This is a genomic window from Colwellia maritima (genome assembly GCF_022669015.1).
Taxonomy (GTDB): Bacteria; Pseudomonadota; Gammaproteobacteria; order Enterobacterales; family Alteromonadaceae; genus Colwellia; species Colwellia maritima.
Map to the genome: position 1 here is coordinate 1,853,413 of NZ_JAKKSL010000001.1, position 17,568 is coordinate 1,870,980.

A 17,568-nucleotide genomic window follows, 5' to 3' on the forward strand; every position below is an offset into this window, starting at 1 on the left:
ACAGGATTGAATAAAACGTTACTGATACCTTTGGTAATTTTTTATTCAATTTATATTATGACCAAATATTTAAAAGGAATTATCGATGAAATTATCACGACTAGAAAATGCTAAACGTTTAGTTTTATTATCATGCACCGTGTTATTGATCTATGGGTGCGCGATTGAAAATCATCAAAGGGAAGTAAAGCCAATAGTAAGGCTTACATACGGTATTGATGAGTCAGCAGGCGGTGTGTCTAGCTATATCATCACTACCACAAATGCAACTTACTACCTAGAAAAAGACGGTGGTGGTTTATCAAGTATGCTTGATAGTGATGATGTAGATTGGATTGGTTTTCACAATGCAAAAGGATCAGGGCATAAGGGCGAGTATCGTGGTTTTCCAAATGCTATTCATAAGCAAGACGGGAATTACTTTCATGCGCTTAATGTCGGAACCGATTTATCAACTTCCGTAATAGATATTGAATCAGATCAACACGTGCGTATCATTTTTACTTCGGAAAATCAGCAGTGGCAAGGGCAATGGGATTTTTATCCAGAGCGTTTAGATTTCACCATGACCAAGGTGAGTGTTGGTTATAAGTATTGGGTGCAATATGAAGGTGTGCCCTATGGTGAAATGGATGATACCGACTTTTGGTTTTCTTCAAGTAACAGTGAAAAGCAGTTAATCAGTGAACCGTTTGTAGGTGACTTATTTTCAAGGGAAAAAACGTCAGTTGAATGGATAGCTTTTGGCGATGTAAAGAGTGCCCGTATGTTGTATTTACTACATCATGAAGACGATGAATATCCTGATAATTATGTTAGCCGACCCGATATGACAGTGTTTGGCTTTGGTCGTAGCGGAAAAGAAAAATTTCTTAATAAACCACAAAAATTTTCACTTGGCTTTGTTGAATCATCAACTTACAGTATCGTTAAAGAGGCAGTGATAAATATTCTTAACTAACAAATGCTACTAGTAAGTCTTTCTTAACTAAGTGCGAGATAACTCCAGGCTATCCACTACCTAAACGTTACCATTAGCGTGATTTGTACCGTAGGGTAGCCGTAATCATTTTCGTCTAAACCATACGCGCCTCCCTCAACAATATAGTATTTTAATTATACAATTCCTAGTAACTACCGCATTCATTTGTTATGTGTTTTATGTAGCAATATCATTAAATATTCGTTATTGACATCTTAAGATTATATGCTACGCTTAAAAGATAAATCGGTTTAGTAAATCGATTTTATGTACTCGTATTTTAATAAATTGACTTAGAAAATAATAATAAAATTTATACATTAACAATCATACAAAACAGCATGTCGTAAAAAGGGGAATTTATGAAAATCAAACTTAATAAAATAAGCGCTACTCTTCGAAATCGCAGATCATATTCTGCGATTTATAGTGCCGCTATTGCCACATTATTTGTTGCTCCGTCTGTTACAGCGCAACAAGAGCAATCAGTAGAAGATGATAACAACGTTGAGGTGATAGAGGTTGTAGGTATACGCAAGTCACTAACGAGTGCACTTTTAGAAAAACGTGATGCAAGTAACCTTGTTGAGGTAATAAAAGCAGTTGATATTGGTAAATTGCCTGACCAAAACCTAGCGGAAGTTCTAGAGAATGTTACAGGCATCCAGATTACTAGAACTGCGGGTGTGGGTACAGGAGTACAAATTCGTGGTACAAACGCCAATCGAACTGAAATTAACGGAGTATCAACTGTAGGCTCTGGTACTGGGCGAAGTGGAATTAATTTTGAAGATGTGTCTCCGGTATTATCGCTGCTGTTGAAGTGATTAAAGCACCTGAAGCAAAAACCATTGAAGGATCTGTGGGTGGCACCATCAATTTAAGAACGATTCGTCCCCTTCAGTTGAGTGAAACGTTAGCTACTTTCCGAGTACAAGGTGAAGATAGCAGTCTTTCAACTGATGGCGGTTTACAACCTAGATTCTCTGGTACTTTCGGAGACAACTGGGATACAGATTCAGGTAAATTTGGGCTTGTTGTCAGTGCTAACTATGCTGAGCAAGAAGCAACGGCATTCCGCCCTAGAACGGATCGAGATAACTCGGTTGCATCCAATAGCGGTGCTGCTAGCGCCCAATCATTCGATTATTTACCCATTCAATTTTTTGTTCAAGATTACGATAACTATGAATCTGAAACTATAAATATTTCTACTTCATTAGAGTGGGCGCCTAACGATAATACCAAATTCTATTTTGATGCGATTATTAATGATCAAGAACGCAGAGAAGAAAGTTCAAGAATTCAAGCATCAGGCGTAAGTGATCTAAGAAATATCTCGATACCAACTGAGTTTGAAACAGTTGATTTTGGCACAATAGATGGTCAGGATCTTGGTAGTATTCAAGCCGCAGTTAAGGGCGTTATCCCAGTTGAAGATGGTGATGCCGATCCAAATCTACGATTCTCAGGTGATACCAATTCGCGCTTAACAAAAAGTGAAATATTTAGAATTGGTGGTGAATGGCAAGGTGAGAATCTTAAAATAAATGTCGAAGCTTCATCGTCAAATTCTGATACGACTACCCCGAGTTTTAACACAACACTTAACTTTATCAATCCCAATGTGGCATCTAACAGTTCAAATGAAAATGGTACACCTTTTGAGTATGATCTCACGGGAGGTTCATTAGCTTTTGCTATTGCATCTGGTGAAGCAAATGCACCAACAAGTGCGCAATTACTTGACCCCGCAAACGTTGTTCTGCGTGATGTCGCCATAGGTAATAGTTCAGCAGAAAACAGTGAAGACGCTTTTCGACTGGATTTTAGTTATTATTTAGATACGGTTGTAACCTCGGTGGATTTTGGTTACCGCTATAGTAAAACCTCCGGCGTTCAAGATACCATTACCAACAGCGTAGGGTTAAGAAATATGTCCGATAGTCCATCGGGTGATCTCTTCGCCGAATTACTTGTTGCAGGCCCTACTAATTTTAATGAGGCTGATGGTAGAGCATTATATGTTCGCGATTACCTTCAGCTTAACCCCGAACTTGTTGCCTCTGATCCTGATGGCGCCTTGGCTATTATACAAACGGCTATTGATACTATTGGTGGTTCAGTACCAATCAATGCACCTACTTCAAGTTCCGATGGTTTTTTTGATATTACAGAGGAGACCAATGCTCTTTATGCTCAAGCTAATTTTGAACAAGGTATATTCCGTGGAAATTTTGGTCTACGTTACATAGAAACCGAAGTAAAGTCTGTTGGTAATTCAACAACCACAGATGCTAATGGTAATGACTTGGTGTCACAGGTTACAAGTAAAGGTAGCTATGATTTCTTATTGCCACGCATAAACGTAGTTGCCGATATAACAGACGATATGGTTATACGTGCGGGTTGGGGTAAAGACATTCGCCGTCCTGATTTTGACGACTTGTCAACATCATTTACGTTCTCTACTAGCCCAAACCCTGCTGTTGCGATAGGTAATCCAAATTTGGTACCTGAAGAAGTGACATCATTTGATCTTTCTGCTGAGTGGTACTTTGCTGAAGCGAGTGTATTGAGCGTTGGTATTTTTCATAAGAAACGTAGCGATCTTCATGTTAAACAACAAGAGGACCCATATGAAGATTCAGAAACTGGATATCGTGATATCACCGATCCTTGTGAAGGTGGCGGGATTTTCAACCCGATTGCGGATATTAATGTATTTGGGCCTACTACAGGGGTAGGGGTTTGTGTGCCATTTTCTACTACGATCAACGACTCGGGTGAAACCACACAAAAAGGGATAGAAATTGCTGTTCAGTATGATCTTTCTAGTTTTGAAGAAGACTTAGGTTGGGCATCTGGTTTTGGTGCAATTGTTAACTATACTAAACAAGAGTTCTCTGGTGGTGAGGCATTCGACACTGCAACAAGTCGCGCCAATGATATTTTTGCTTTAACTACGGGTATTGAAGATATTAATGTTACTCGTGTACAAGGACTGACAGATTTATCTGAAAATGCTTACAACTTTACGCTTTACTATGAAAAGTATGGTCTTTCGGCTCGTGCACGTTATACATGGCGTGAAGCGTATCGTTCAGAAGATTTTGGTAGTACTTCTAGTTTCCCATGGGGATTCCCAGTTGTGCAAGAAGACAGAGGGCAGCTTAATGCTAGCATTAGTTACGATGTTAATGAACAATTGAACGTTGGTATTGAAGGTGTCAACCTCACTGAGTCAGATATTACACAATCCTGTGTTAATGAAGGAGGGCTACTTTGTTATCAAGGTTTAACAGAACGTCGTATTACCTTTGGAGCCAGTTACCGATTTTAATCTAACGCTGTAAAATTTCAAACTCAGGGGCTAGTATTGCTAATACTAGCCCCTGAGTTTTTTGTTATTAATTCTAGCGATCTTAAAAAATTCACCTAATTAAATTTTAAAATACTACGCATAAAGAACTATGTTAACAAATAGTTGCTTGATAATATGGTACAAAGATACAAGTTTATCGAGTTCAACCCCGTTATGAGTTTTTTTCAATATAGCAATAGAAATAGCAATCTATATATTTTAAAACGTCGAGTAATTTAGGTGGTATTATACGGTTAGTGGATACAAGCTTGTTGCAGAAGTTGCTTTTTATGACCAAACATTATGGCTTTCAGTAGAGCAGATAGATTTTAACCGCTGATTAGCGGCATGTGTTGTTAGGAAGGGGAATACTGTTTTCCACTAGTATCAAATGTCATTAACGAGATTAATTAATGCTTTCAGTTTGTTTTATAACCGATTCATATATGCTTGCTTGTAACGGTAAAATGGGATCGTTTTAAGTAACTCTTCTATGGGGATCATTGCGAAAGCCCAAAAAATTGAAGCATCAAAATAAAGAATTAATAGGGCGCATACGGGAAGAGATATTAGCCATTGTGTTACAAAATGAATCTTAAGTACTAAATTGCTATTACCTAGCGCACGAAGAATATTACCGGCAACCGTGTTATAGGCGCGAATAATTGGTAGAACGATATAAAGCGGTGCGATGATCATTAACGCAGTTTGTGTTTCAGATTCTATCTCTGGATAAACAAATTCAATACATTGACTGAGCACAAAGAAAAGCCCAAAGAATGATGACCGACAACGTCATGCCAACTTGTGTACAACTAGTGACAAAACGCGTTAAATCACCTGTTGTTTTTTGACCCAAAGCCTGACTAATACTAATTGCCGAAGCCTGAGCCCAAGCGTTGGGAAATTGCGTACCTGCGCGCAACCAAGGAAAAATTAAAGTAATGGCCACAAATGAAAAAAGATCCAATTGAGCAAACAATAACTGGTAAACAGTAGCCCCAACCGAGAGGACAAAAAAATTAGCGGCAATAGGATAAATTTCGCTGAATTGTGGACCAATTTCACTCCAAAAATGTCTGTTTTTAGGATAAGTCAAACCTACGTTATCATCAGCACGCAAAGCAACATAAAAAAATGTTGCTCTTAAAAAAATAGCAACTAAACTTCCCCAAGCCGCACCTTCTAAACCAAGCCCTTTAAACTCAGCAAAGCCATTTATCAAAAAATAACTAAGTAATGCATTAACAGGTAATTCAATCATGAAGCCTTTTAGTGGCACTTTTGAATTGCCTCGGCCATTACAAAAAGCAGTACAAACTTGGGTGTATGCGGTGATCAAAATGATATATTTTGTGATTGATATATAGGTATTCGCCAAACAGGGCTAAGTCATTATCATCAGTAATAACAGCGATTAAATCAGTATCCCAAAAGGTTAAGATAAATAGAAAAAATAATGATGCAGAAACGTTAATTAGCAGACCAGACCAATAAGCCACTACTAGCTCGGCCTTGTTATCAGAGCCAAAAGCTCTACCCACCAGTAGTTGAATACCATTACCAATAGCGATTTCAAGACCCAACACAAAGGCGACTATGGTAGTGGCAATGCCCATAGCGGCAACGGGAAGTTCTCCCAAAGGTGCCACTAACAAGGTATCAATCATCAACATCGATTGTACGAGCAATGCATTAAAAGCAAGTGGCCATGCTAATGCAAAGTTACGTCGAACATACGAAATGGTTCTCATCCCAAAATAACCTTTATCATGAAAAACACATACAATATCTAAATAAGTGAGGTGAAGTGTGGGCAAGTAGATAGGTCATTATTAAATATGAATCATTAATATTAAAACTATCTCCCCATCCATCCACCATCAACCAATAATATTGCACCATTTACATAGCTTGCGGCTTCAGAAGCTAAGAATACCGCGGGCCCTTTAAAGTCTTCGGGCTTACCCCAACGACCTTGGGGAATACGCGCCAAAATGGCGGCAGACCGTTCAGGATCATTGCGTAGCGCTTCAGTATTATCAGTATCTATATAGCCAGGTGCAATAGCATTAACATTCACACCTTGACCGGCCCATTCATTTGATAGTGCCATGACTAGTTGCCCTATAGCACCTTTGCTAGCAGCATATCCGGGAACTGTTACTCCACCTTGAAAGGTTAATAAAGAGGCCGTAAAAATAATTTTACCCGCACCTCGAGCAACCATATCTTTACCAATTTCACGGCTCAAAATAAATTGAGAATTTAAATTAACATCAATTACTTTATCCCAAAGCTCATCACTGTGATCTATCGGTGCGCGTAGGATAGTTCCTGCATTATTTACTAAAATATCAATGTGTGGGAAGTCTTCTTTCACCTTACCGATAAATGAATACAGTGCTTGGCGGTTAGAAAAGTCGCATTGATACCCTTTAAAGTTACGGCCTAGCACGGTTACTTCTTTTTCAACTTCAGAGCCTTGTAACTCTAGACTGGCTGATACCCCTATGATATCCGCTCCGGCCTCTGCAAGTCCAAGCGCAATGGCTTTGCCAATACCCCGTTTACAACCGGTAACTAAAGCAACCTTACCTACTAAACTGAATTTTTCTAACATTTCAATATTCCCCTAATCATGCTAAACATCTAATACACACCATCATAACGTATTGTTTTAACTACATTACCAAACCTTGTCTTTTACAACAGATATCCATTTTGATTCAGATTCAATCTCTTGGTAGGCTATCTTGTTTTCATTAGAAAAAATAAAGGTTTCAATATGATTTTTCGAGGTGATTTCAACACCAAAACAGCCATCACCCTTGATAGACTGAACTGAAATATCATTACTCAGCTTTCCTTGAAGTGTATCTTTAGGTTGAAGCACATTAAGAAAATAACTCTTCTTACTTTTTTCAGCATTCTCAATTAATAATGTTTTTAAACTGATACGACGAATATCATCAGGACGTTGCGGTGTCATAACTTCTTCAACGAGTGTTTCATCAACGTTAGTGATACGCGCTTCCGGGAACACGGTAAATACGTTAAGCGCCCCCGTACCATTAATAATTTCAAACTGGTTTTGGTTTACCTGACTCGCATACTTTTCAGAATGCATACGCCAGGTATACGTATGTTCTAGTTCACTTTCTAGCTCATCTAAAAATATAAAATAGCCACATTCGCTATTAATAATATGTCGTGCATTACGTGTTAATTCCATTTCTGGGTAATACATTTTGCTAGATTCACCTACTGCATAGGTATAGCCATTATCATTAGAAAAAGCTTCAATTTTTGCAATGGCATCTTTAGGCACATCTCGCCATACGTTATGAATACCTTTGCAATTTAAGTCAAACAATTCAGAGTTACTTAAATCACCTTCGCCCCATATTTTTTCGCCAACACAGCCAGTACCGTCAACCGTAATTAAATTATGCACCTCAGCTTTAGAAGTACGGTTATAACCTTCATCAATAGCCAAAGATGCATCATTGTGTATTAAAATAAAATGATTAAAATCAACATGGTAATGAGTTAAGCTACGTGTTTTCCAATTATTCTTCTTGTCTAATTCCCGACTAAGTTTCCATTGCTTATGACCACCTGGAGGACTTGATTTAAATGAAAGATGCGTTGCCTCTGTGTCCCGGCTAGAGCGCATAACTACTAGACCAAGGTCAGGGAAGTATTTAGTTAGGGGGAGAGCATCAGGGGATTGTTGCGCTATCGCAGGATTAAACCAAATTAACTCTAAGAAGGCTTCAGGCAAAATACCAGGGAAAATTTTACTTTCATAAGCCTCTCTAAATAGAAACTTGGTTCGTACCATTTCACCTAACCATTGCGCTTGCTCATTGTTGTATTCTGATGCGATTTTGTAATAAGCCGCAATGGAATGAGAGCTTCTTCTGTCATGTACATCAGCAAAGTTAATGTTTTCTTCCCAGTTTGGCGCAGACTGATATAGACGATAATCGAATGAATTTTTTAAAAAGCCGGCGTCAAAATAATTTGGTCCGCCATCTTGGCGAATATAATCAGCAGCAGAGAGGAAAAAGTTAATGGCATATCGCCAATATCCCGTTCCTTCGTAGTTCGAACCGTCTTCAGGAAGATATTCAAACACTTTTTCGAAATTGTCTTTGATCTCGTCAATCCACACTTGCGCGCCTTGGTGCTCAGAGCGTATTGCATAGGCGGTGGTCAATAAACCAGAATAGTTAATCCAGTTATGATTTTGCCAATAATTAGTCGACCAACAATGCCCTAAGTTTTCTTGTCCATAATCAAATATCTTATTGCTTTGCAGAATCAACTTATCAAGAAACTTGTGACGCTCTTCTTTAGTTAAATACTCTTTCAACCAATCATAAGAAAGCCCCAAACCATACAGCATCCATGATGCACTAAGGTCAACATCTACCAAAAAGCCATAACCCCATACATCGTAATTTACCGCAGTAAAAATCCAACGTTTGGCTTCTTGCAAATAATGGTCTTGTTCGGTCAACAAATAAGCTAAGCTCAAGTTGGCAGCAGCCATGCCCATATAGGTAATACTAGTGTGAGGATGTTCTGTTGATAAAACTTCGTCTTCATACAAACGACATTGCTCTAAAAGCCGCGTTAAATGTTCTTTACGATGGCTTTTGAGCTGAGATTTTAAAACATCAAGTTTGGTCGTTTATAAGTAAATAGTTCATTGTTCATTCCTGTAATCAAACGTGATAAATAGAAAGAGAAAGTCAGTTTTCGAGAAAATAAGCTTTATCACTTTGTTTGTGATGCGTTATTGTGAGTCGTAATAACGGGTTGCTTACCTGCTTTAAGCATTAATACACTGATTACCCCGATTATTGCCGCTAGTACCAGAATAACTATTCTGCCTTCTAGCGGATTTGGTATGAGTAACATCAACGCAATAAAACCGGCGACTGCTATGCCAAAACGCCCGATAGCGGTCAGTTGACTGAGGTCGTTACTTTCACCAATTTCTTTTTCAAAATTGATAGGTGTTTTCATGTTTGTAAAGAACTTGTCAACCATTTGGCGATGAGCTGAATTTTTATTCGGTGAAAAAAGTATCGACACTAAAAAGCCAAATATTCCCGAACCTAAGACACCGAAAAATTGTTGCTGAAAATTCCATTCGAAGCTATCACTAAAGGCTTGTGAAAAACCAAGGTAGCTTAGGGGTATCTCGAAAAAAGCTAAGCTAGAGAAAATCAATGCACATCCGATAGAGAAAAGCGCAGCCCACCAAGGTGTGTGTCGAATAAACATGCCTAAGAGCAACGGAATGGTAATTGGCATGGAAAGTAACGTGCCGACTTGCAGCATTATTTCAAATATTCCTGAACCGTCTTGTTGTGCAAAATATAGCGCTAAAAGTACAATCATAAAGCCCATTACCCAAGTCAACGTGCGCCCATAGTTTAATAGCTCTGACTCTCTTTTAGTTTGCCACCGTAATCTGCGTGATATTTTGGGATAAATATCTTTGATCAATATCGCGACATTCGTATTGAGTCCTGTATCCATGGAGCTCATTGTCGCAGCAAGAATTGCGACAACTATCAAGCCGATGAGCCCTACAGGTAACAAGCTAATACTCGCGACGGCATAACTTGCTTCAGCCGGTTTTGCTATGTCGAATGCCATCACTAAGTCAGGGTATAAAAGGCGAGCAGTGATGGGGGTAAAAACCAAATAAAGCTACCTAGGAGCATTAAAACCGAACAAAGCAAAGCTGCTTTTTTTGCTTCTCGCCCATCTTTAACTGAAAAGTAACGTGGCGCTGCATTCATCGAATTAAATACGATAAATTGTTTTGTCATCATGGCACTAGCCCGACCCCATGTATAAGCACCGCCGAAGAGGGTAGCGGAGTTAATCATGCTGTATTCTTCGGTTAAACCTTTATCCTCAATCGTTACAAATAAATTATCAATCCCACCAAGCGCATCTAAACAAAGATAGGCAACAATTAGCGTAAGCGGCACTAATATTAAACCTTGTAAAAAGTCAGTAGCCATCACAGCCCGCCGACCACCGGTTGCGGAGTATAGAAGAACAACAACACCACAAACAACAATAACGTAATTAATATCGTAGCCAAATACTGCTGAGCAAAAGATGCCTAAGCCGTAAAGTGCCATGGCCGAATATAAAATACGTATCGGCACCTCATAGTAGGCGTAAAAATCGCGAGTTTTCTCGCCAAAACGACCTGCTATAGCTTCAGGGAAGGTTGTTACTCGCATTTGTCGTAACCAAGGACCCATAAACAAATAGTTCACGAAAAATCCAAGCACATTACCAAAAAAAATAAACATCGCGGAAAAGCCCGATTCATAGGCAATACCCGCGGCGCCAGTGAAAGTCCAAGCACTGAAAGCACTCATAAAAGCACTACTACCAACTAGCCACCATGTACCCTTACAACCACCCTTGAAATAGTCATCGGTATTGGCAGAAAACTTTTTGAAAACAAGACCAACAATAATGATCAGCAGGAGATACCCGACAATCACTAGGTATTCTATATTCGAAATTTCCACTATTTTTTGCCTTTTATTAGTTTATCAAAGTAATTGATAACGAATAATAAACTATTTTACTAAATCGGTTTAGTGGATTAATTTATCATAATGTTGCAAAATGTCAACATTCGAATATTTTGACCCTCAAAGAAAAATATAAATGCAAAAAAAGTAAAATTAATTGATGTTGCACAGCTTGCCAGTGTTTCAAAAAGTACGGTATCTCAATACCTAAATGGGCGCTTTGATTACATGTCAGAAAAGACAAAAGAACGTATTAAGCGGCAATAGAAGCGCTTGATTACGTTCCAAACCCTATTGCCCGTAGTCTAAAAATGAATAAGACAAAAACAATAGGCGTAATAGTAAGAGATATTACAGGATTTTATACAAGTAGAACCCTCAGAGGAATTGACGACTACTGTAAAAAAAGTGAATACAATGTTTTAATCTATAACACTGATGTTGACCCTGATATTGAAGCGAAATCTTTAGAGACATTGTACCAATTACGTGTAGACGGAATAATTATTGCTTCAACAGGCCAGAATACAAAATTAATTGATAAATATATTAATAACGGCCTGCCCATTGTGTATTTTCAACTTGAACATGATGGCAATGAAAAAAATATTATTGTATCTGATTATCGAAAAGCGGCGTTTGAAGCCACTGAATATCTAATTGAATTGGGGCATCAGCGAATTTGTTTTCTGACTCAAGATTTTCAAAGTATGAAATCAAGAAAAGACCGTTATCTAGGTTATACCGACGCCTTAGATAAATATAAAATTCCTGTTGATGAGCAATTAATTCAATACTGGCACCGTAAAACAGGTTTTCAACAGACGCCTAAAAGTATGCTTGCTGCCGCTAATCCCCCAACGGTATTTTTTACGCAACATTTGCCTATTACCACAGAATTGTTAACGGCTTTGAATACAGAGAATATTTCGATACCTGATGATGTATCATTATTAGCTTTTGATGAGCTTCCTATGGCTGAATATTTAAAAGTACCTATTACGGTCATCACCCAAAACCCATATGAAGTCGGTAGAGAGGCCGCTAAATTATTATTAAATAACATTAGCGACAATGAAACACCACCACAAAAGGTTATCATTCCTTGTTCTTTTGTTAAAAGGCAGTCATGTAAAAAATATAAGAACTAGGTCTGCTTTCTCTTTATAGTCACCACTGTGGTTATATATATAAATGAGTGAGGGAATAGTAACCAATTAGCTTATTTTTGATGTGTTTCTTTATTGCTTATAGGGGCTAATAGCAAGTAAAAAACAAATGAAAACCATGAGATAAAAATAGTGGCTAATAACCAAGCGACTTTCTCGCCCCCAGTAGCTCTAGACGATTTAGCAATGATTATAATCGGTATTAACCAGATTATTAAAATAGTCCATATACTTATTCCACCCATGTGGTAACTCCTTGATATAAAATTATAAAACACCTCACTAAGAGGTGATTATCTATTATCTATGTAGCTATAAGCTTCATTATTGCGTTTTCTGGCCAAATGGAATAATACCATCTTGAATGACGGTTAATTTTGGCACAAAAGGGATATCGATATCTATTTTAGCTCTTAGTTGGTAGTTAATGTTTTGTCCTTTATTATCTATTAGCGCCTTTATAACGCTGATCCCTTTAATTAAATTAGTTGAAACAGGTACGGTAAAGCGTGACTCACCGTAAGCACCGGCAGTTGGAATATCTGAGGCAACACCTTGGGCTAAATTTTTTCCTGCCACGCTTAGTTGATAACTAATTCCATTAAATGGCAATTCAAACTTATTAGGGTTGACTAACTTCAAGCCTACTTCAAAATTTTGTTCTAAACCATTGGCAGGCAAAATTTTAAAAGAAACCGACTCGACAGTAGGCTCCTCGTAGTCAATATTTATAGTTGAGCAACTCGACAGTAAAAACAGGATGGTCACTAAAAAAATGAGTTTGTGTAGCTCTTTAGCCATAGTTATTCTTTTTCCTAAAGGAGTTATTTACGATCCTACAATAAGTATATTTGAATGAGTATATTTGGTTTTTTATATTATGGTTATCAATATTAAGCATCAGAAATAAAAAAAACACTAATCATTATGATTAGTGTTTTTTAGTATTAAAAATTTTTAAGAAAATATTAATCTTTTATTTAAATCGGCGAGAGGCTAAACCAATCATACTTAATAAAAAAATAGCAAAGGTTGATGGCTCTGGTACTGATGTAGGATCTGGGTTTACTTGTGTATCAATAAATCCAATCAGGTTTTTAGTTAAATTTTGACTGTTTAAATCAGCGGTTGTTTGCATAAAATTAACATCAAAAATAGTGGTTAAGGCTCCGGCCGTGGCATTTGATAAATCACCAGTTCCCCACGCTATCCCTGTACCTATATTGCCTGAGTTAGTAATCCAACTGCCTGTACCATGACCATTAGCGCCACCAGGAGCATTATAGGTTACATTTGTAACAGCATTTGGCCCAGTAAATGGTGCATTAACAGTCTGTGTCGATGTTACGTTACTGCTGAATGCTAAAGAACCACCACCTGCAGCATTGATTAAAGAGAAAATACTGTTGTTACGTGCAGTAAAAGATGAGTTTTCACCCATAATAAACATACCACCACCAGATTGTAAGTAAGTAAGATAGTTCATTTGCTGAGTAGCATCTAAAGCATAATTATTTGAAAATCTAATATCCCAAACTTGATCATAAAGTGATAAATCTCTTTGGTATTAGGTCAAATATTGTTACTGAGTTTCCTACATTTTGGTGTAGTGTATTTAGTTGGGTAGTAATAGAGGTAGTTGTATCAACTTCACTCGTATTAGATAATCCATTGATGATTGCTATTGGGCCGACCATTACCTGTGATGTAGGTAGCAGTATAAAAGCAAAAAGCATGATTAGTTTGCGCATAACAATAACCTTATAAAATTAATAAATATGTTAATGCTTTAGTTAATGCAATTATGTTGCCATAAATTTTAAGTTATTTAAATCATATGGTTGCTGTTGATTTTTTAAACGAAAATTAAAATGTGTAAAAAAATATGACAGTCAATTAACTAAAAAATAAGCAGGTTCGTTGTGAATTTAATTCAAACTAAATAGTACTAGTTAAAGGTTAACAGATGAGTATTTACTAGCCCTAACCTAAAGTAGGCTATGGATAACAAAGACTGACTATGTAAATTAATACCTCTAGATGGATTGAAGTGATGCTATCATTGTTAAAATATACTGTAAAATTTATTTCAACATATAAGATTTTATAACTTTTGCTTTTATCAAGGTATGCTGTTAAGAGTTGTCACTTTGACAATTCCAACATATTTCAAATGAAGGATCATTCTTTTCCGAGCAATTATTACAAACCCAATCAACATCTGAACCACCACTGTGTGATGCTTTAGCAATTTTGTTAGCATGTTCAAAATCGGAGTCATCAAAAACCCAAATTTCAGGCCAAGAATCAAAAACGGATATTTCTCCAACCGCCCCTTGTGAAAACTCATTTTTTATAAAGGTATTAATGCCTTGCGCTTCAATGAGGTTCTTAATATTGTTTGTAATCAAGTGATTTTCATTGGTATATACCATTTTCATTATCGAATCCTCATAATACTATGCCTAACGGTAATAGTAGCTTGTTAAAAGGTGTAAGGCACGAAAAACAAGCCTTTTCTTTGTTCGTTTTAGTTACTTTATAAGTGACTATCTGCTTTCGCTTTACTAGTTTGTTGAACACATTCATTATCTAGTTTATGCTTTCACGTCTTCACGTCTATTAAAATGAAACGGTATAACGGCCTAGTTACCAAGGGATATTTAATGAAAAAAAATACATTAGTTGTGATTTTTTTGGCAAGCATTATAGCGGCCTGTGGATCTTCAACAAACTCGACTATAACTGAAAGTAGTCAAGATGGCGGCATTAGTAATACAACTAACGTGAATACCAAATATATGCCTCGCACTTACTTTGGTGCCCAGCCGGAACCTAGGTCTCAAATTATCCATGGTGCAGGTCAAGACACAGACAGTTTTGCAGAATATTCGTCGTTATTCCCAGAAAATAATCAACCACTTATTTACATGAGTTATGTAGGTATCACCAAAGATAAAGCAAATATCGATAGGTGGTATAACCAAGCGCTTAAAGGCTCAACCGTAAACGTAAACTTTAAAACTGTTCAACAAATAGGTATCAGCTTTAACGGTGGTAACGATAAAGGTATTGGCATGGCGACTCGCGTGGCCGCAGGTGAATTTGATGAAAATATCGACCATTTTCTTGACAGATTAAACGAACTAAACGTACCTGCATATTTAAGAATTGGTTACGAATTTGAAGGATCGTGGAATGGTTATAACGTGGACGGTTTTGTCGCTACATTTAAACGTATAACCGATAAAGTGCGTGCCCGCAAAATGCAAGATGTTGTGACGGTATGGTGTGCAGCAGGGGGCTCTGCAGGTTTTATATCCTTTGAAGAATTAATGAAATATTACCCAGGAGATGACTATGTTGACTGGTGGGCCGTTGATATATTTTCACCGCAAGAAATCACTAACCCTTGGTTAGGCCAGTTTTATAAAAAAGCTGCGGAACACGGTAAACCTGTGATGATCGGCGAAACCACACCACGTTATGTAGGCGTTGAAGAAGGACAAAAAGGCGGGATACTTGGTTTGGCCCATTCTTCGACATGGTTGCTAAAAACCCAGAAATTAAAGCCATTAGTTATATCAATTGGGATTGGGTTTATCACTCAAACAGACTTGGTTTCCAATGGCATGATTGGAAAGATGCACGATTACAGCTAAATGACACGGTTAAATATTTGTATTTGCAAGAAATGACAGCCCCTATTTGGCTACATTCAAATGAAAATTTTAAAGAAAAGTTAAATTCGAACTAACTGGAAGATATATTATTTTCTTTATCGAATTAACATCGTAAATCTTGCGATTAAGCAGTTGATAATATCCCCTACAAAAAGCAAATTTTTATTTACTCTATAAGGCAGACCTTGGGCTTGTTTTAGAGATAAAGGAAAATTCATCGATTGGATCTGGGAAGGTCTGTGTTGCTCTTTAGAGTAGATGTTCTTTAATATTATTATAACTCTTTACTCCTTATCACGGGATATTAAATTGAGTGAACAAAAACCTTTAATGTATTGAATAAAAATATGTATTTTTTATTCTTTGTTATTCAAAGCATTAGCCTGTTAAAGTGCATACTAATAATAAAAACAAATATAACTCAATAGAAATAACTAAGGTTAACCATGCACAAATTTAAAGTTTTAGTCTTACTGATAACAATTTTAGCAATATGCTTTTTCGGGTTCATCTTTTACTGGTTAAGTTCGCCACCTCCTGAACATGTTAATGACGTGGTCTAATTGATTCGACTACCCCAGTTAAGGAATAATAGACTTAACTGGAGATTGAAATGACAAAACGTAAAAAATATTCAAAAGAATTTAAACTTGATGCCATCGCTTTAGTGATAGAACAAAATTATTCACAAGCTGAAGCCGCTAGAAATTTGGGAGTTAACCCAAACATGCTTGGTCGTTGGATAAAAGAATCTGAGAATGATGATGGGCATGCTTTTCGTGGTAATGGAAAACTAACGCCTGAGCAAGAAGAGATCCGCAACTTAAAAGCGCAAGTGAAGCGTCTCGAAATGGAGCGCGAAATATTAAAAAAAGCGACGGTCTTCTTTGCAAAAGAAACGAAGTAAAGTATTCGTTTATTGCCCAACATAAGAAGATCTGGCCTGTGGTTTTAATGTGCCATGTACTGGGTGTTAAAAGTAATAATTATTATAGTTATCAAAAACGTAAATTAAGTGAATCTGATGATTTAGACCATCAAGAAATGATTGAGTTGATCAAAGACATTGCCAAATTTAGTGACAATACTTATGGTGCTAGACGCATTAAAAAGGTACTCAATACACTGAGCTTTCCTGTAAGTCGAAGAAAAACAGCTCAGTTAATGAAAGAAGCAAATGTCTGGGTTCGCTATAAAAAGAAATACAAGGCAACAACGAACAGCGATCATAACAAGCCTATTTATCAAAATGAGCTTAAGCAGAATTTTACCGTAGAAGCTCAAGACCAAGCGTGGGTAGGTGATATCACGTACGTTTGGACAACGGAAGGTGGTTGTACTTATGCGTCGTGATTGATTTATATTCACGGAAAGTTGTTGGGTGGAGTATGGGTTCGAGAATGAAAGCACAGCTTGTTTGTGATGCGTTAACGATGGCTATTTGGCAGCGACAACCCAAAGCAGGATTGATAGTTCACTCAGATCAAGGTGTTCAATATGCGAGTCATCAATATCGTCGATTGCTCAAATCAAATGGTTTTGTTGGGAGTATGAGTAAAAAAGGTTGTTCTTTGGGATAATGCCGTTGCCGAAAGCTTCTTCGGCAGTTTAAAACAAGAACGTGTTCACTGGCGTAACTATGAAACACGTTATGATGCGCAGCAAGATATATTGAATTATATAACAATGTGGTACAACAGTCATAGACTTCATTCTTATCTGGATTACCAAAGTCCAAATGAATTTGAGCTAGCTGATAAAGAATTAAAAATGGTTGCTTAACTAG

The 17,568-nt window shown here is 37.3% G+C and carries 14 protein-coding genes and 3 pseudogenes; 5 read left to right on the forward strand and 12 right to left on the reverse strand.

All coding sequences use genetic code 11. The annotated features are described in order from the left end of the window. The first annotated feature begins 85 nt into the window (after positions 1-85). Positions 86-961: a hypothetical protein gene (locus L3081_RS09065; RefSeq protein WP_242285051.1), complete on the forward strand. Its 876-nt coding sequence runs from the start codon at positions 86-88 to the stop codon at positions 959-961. Between the two features lie 383 nt (positions 962-1,344). Then, positions 1,345-4,325 (forward strand): annotated as a pseudogene (locus L3081_RS09070) (TonB-dependent receptor). A 450-nt stretch (positions 4,326-4,775) separates the two neighbouring features. Here the strand turns inward: L3081_RS09070 and L3081_RS09075 are convergent. The 7 genes from L3081_RS09075 to L3081_RS26695 all read right to left on the reverse strand — a co-directional run bounded on the left by L3081_RS09075 (position 4,776) and on the right by L3081_RS26695 (position 10,924). After that, a complete protein-coding gene (locus tag L3081_RS09075; protein WP_242285053.1) occupies positions 4,776-5,108 on the reverse strand; it encodes a hypothetical protein in 333 nt (110 codons plus the stop codon). Beyond that, positions 5,089-5,688: a polysaccharide biosynthesis C-terminal domain-containing protein gene (locus L3081_RS09080; protein WP_242285055.1), complete on the reverse strand. Its 600-nt coding sequence runs from the start codon at positions 5,686-5,688 to the stop codon at positions 5,089-5,091. The genes L3081_RS09075 and L3081_RS09080 overlap by 20 nt, the downstream gene beginning before the upstream one ends. After that, the gene (locus L3081_RS09085) at positions 5,648-6,100 is read right to left on the reverse strand and encodes an MATE family efflux transporter (RefSeq protein ID WP_242285056.1); all 453 of its coding nucleotides are present in this window, start codon (positions 6,098-6,100) and stop codon (positions 5,648-5,650) included. Before L3081_RS09085 ends, L3081_RS09080 begins: the two co-directional genes overlap by 41 nt. Before the next feature lie 107 nt (positions 6,101-6,207). Further along, the gene (locus L3081_RS09090) at positions 6,208-6,969 is read right to left on the reverse strand and encodes a 2,5-didehydro-3-deoxy-L-galactonate 5-reductase (protein ID WP_242285057.1); all 762 of its coding nucleotides are present in this window, start codon (positions 6,967-6,969) and stop codon (positions 6,208-6,210) included. 66 nt (positions 6,970-7,035) lie between these two features. Then, complete coding sequence (locus tag L3081_RS29350) at positions 7,036-8,967, reverse strand: DUF4962 domain-containing protein (RefSeq protein ID WP_476728547.1); 1,932 nt, start codon at positions 8,965-8,967, stop codon at positions 7,036-7,038. A 167-nt stretch (positions 8,968-9,134) separates the two neighbouring features. Further along, a complete protein-coding gene (locus tag L3081_RS26690) occupies positions 9,135-10,073 on the reverse strand; it encodes a sodium:solute symporter family transporter (protein ID WP_274620387.1) in 939 nt (312 codons plus the stop codon). Then, a complete protein-coding gene (locus L3081_RS26695) occupies positions 10,028-10,924 on the reverse strand; it encodes a sodium:solute symporter family transporter (protein ID WP_338027205.1) in 897 nt (298 codons plus the stop codon). Before L3081_RS26695 ends, L3081_RS26690 begins: the two co-directional genes overlap by 46 nt. A gap of 138 nt (positions 10,925-11,062) precedes the next feature. On the opposite strand from L3081_RS26695, the pseudogene L3081_RS09110 reads away from it, so the two are divergent. After that, positions 11,063-12,081 (forward strand): annotated as a pseudogene (locus L3081_RS09110) (LacI family DNA-binding transcriptional regulator). Positions 12,082-12,152: 71 nt separating this feature from the next. Here the strand turns inward: L3081_RS09110 and L3081_RS09115 are convergent. The 5 genes from L3081_RS09115 to L3081_RS09135 all read right to left on the reverse strand — a co-directional run bounded on the left by L3081_RS09115 (position 12,153) and on the right by L3081_RS09135 (position 14,540). After that, positions 12,153-12,344, reverse strand: coding sequence for a PLDc N-terminal domain-containing protein (locus L3081_RS09115; RefSeq protein ID WP_242285058.1), 192 nt, complete (start codon positions 12,342-12,344; stop codon positions 12,153-12,155). A gap of 79 nt (positions 12,345-12,423) precedes the next feature. Further along, positions 12,424-12,900, reverse strand: a complete 477-nt coding sequence (locus L3081_RS09120) for an LEA/WHy family protein (RefSeq protein ID WP_242285060.1) — start codon at positions 12,898-12,900, stop codon at positions 12,424-12,426. Positions 12,901-13,075: 175 nt separating this feature from the next. Further along, positions 13,076-13,585 (reverse strand): PEP-CTERM sorting domain-containing protein, encoded by a 510-nt coding sequence (locus L3081_RS09125; RefSeq protein WP_242285062.1) that lies wholly within the window; start codon positions 13,583-13,585, stop codon positions 13,076-13,078. Positions 13,586-13,640: 55 nt separating this feature from the next. Beyond that, positions 13,641-13,850 carry a hypothetical protein gene (locus L3081_RS09130; protein ID WP_242285064.1) on the reverse strand — a complete coding sequence of 70 codons (210 nt, stop codon included), beginning with the start codon at positions 13,848-13,850 and terminating at the stop codon, positions 13,641-13,643. 384 nt (positions 13,851-14,234) lie between these two features. Next, on the reverse strand, positions 14,235-14,540 hold the full coding sequence (locus L3081_RS09135) for a putative signal transducing protein (RefSeq protein ID WP_242285065.1): 306 nt from the start codon (positions 14,538-14,540) through the stop codon (positions 14,235-14,237). A gap of 225 nt (positions 14,541-14,765) precedes the next feature. Between L3081_RS09135 and L3081_RS09140 the strand changes: the two genes are divergently transcribed. Continuing rightward, positions 14,766-15,761 carry a glycoside hydrolase family 26 protein gene (locus tag L3081_RS09140; protein ID WP_242285067.1) on the forward strand — a complete coding sequence of 332 codons (996 nt, stop codon included), beginning with the start codon at positions 14,766-14,768 and terminating at the stop codon, positions 15,759-15,761. A 634-nt stretch (positions 15,762-16,395) separates the two neighbouring features. Further along, a pseudogene (locus L3081_RS09145) lies at positions 16,396-17,564 on the forward strand (IS3 family transposase). Positions 17,565-17,568 lie beyond the last annotated feature (4 nt).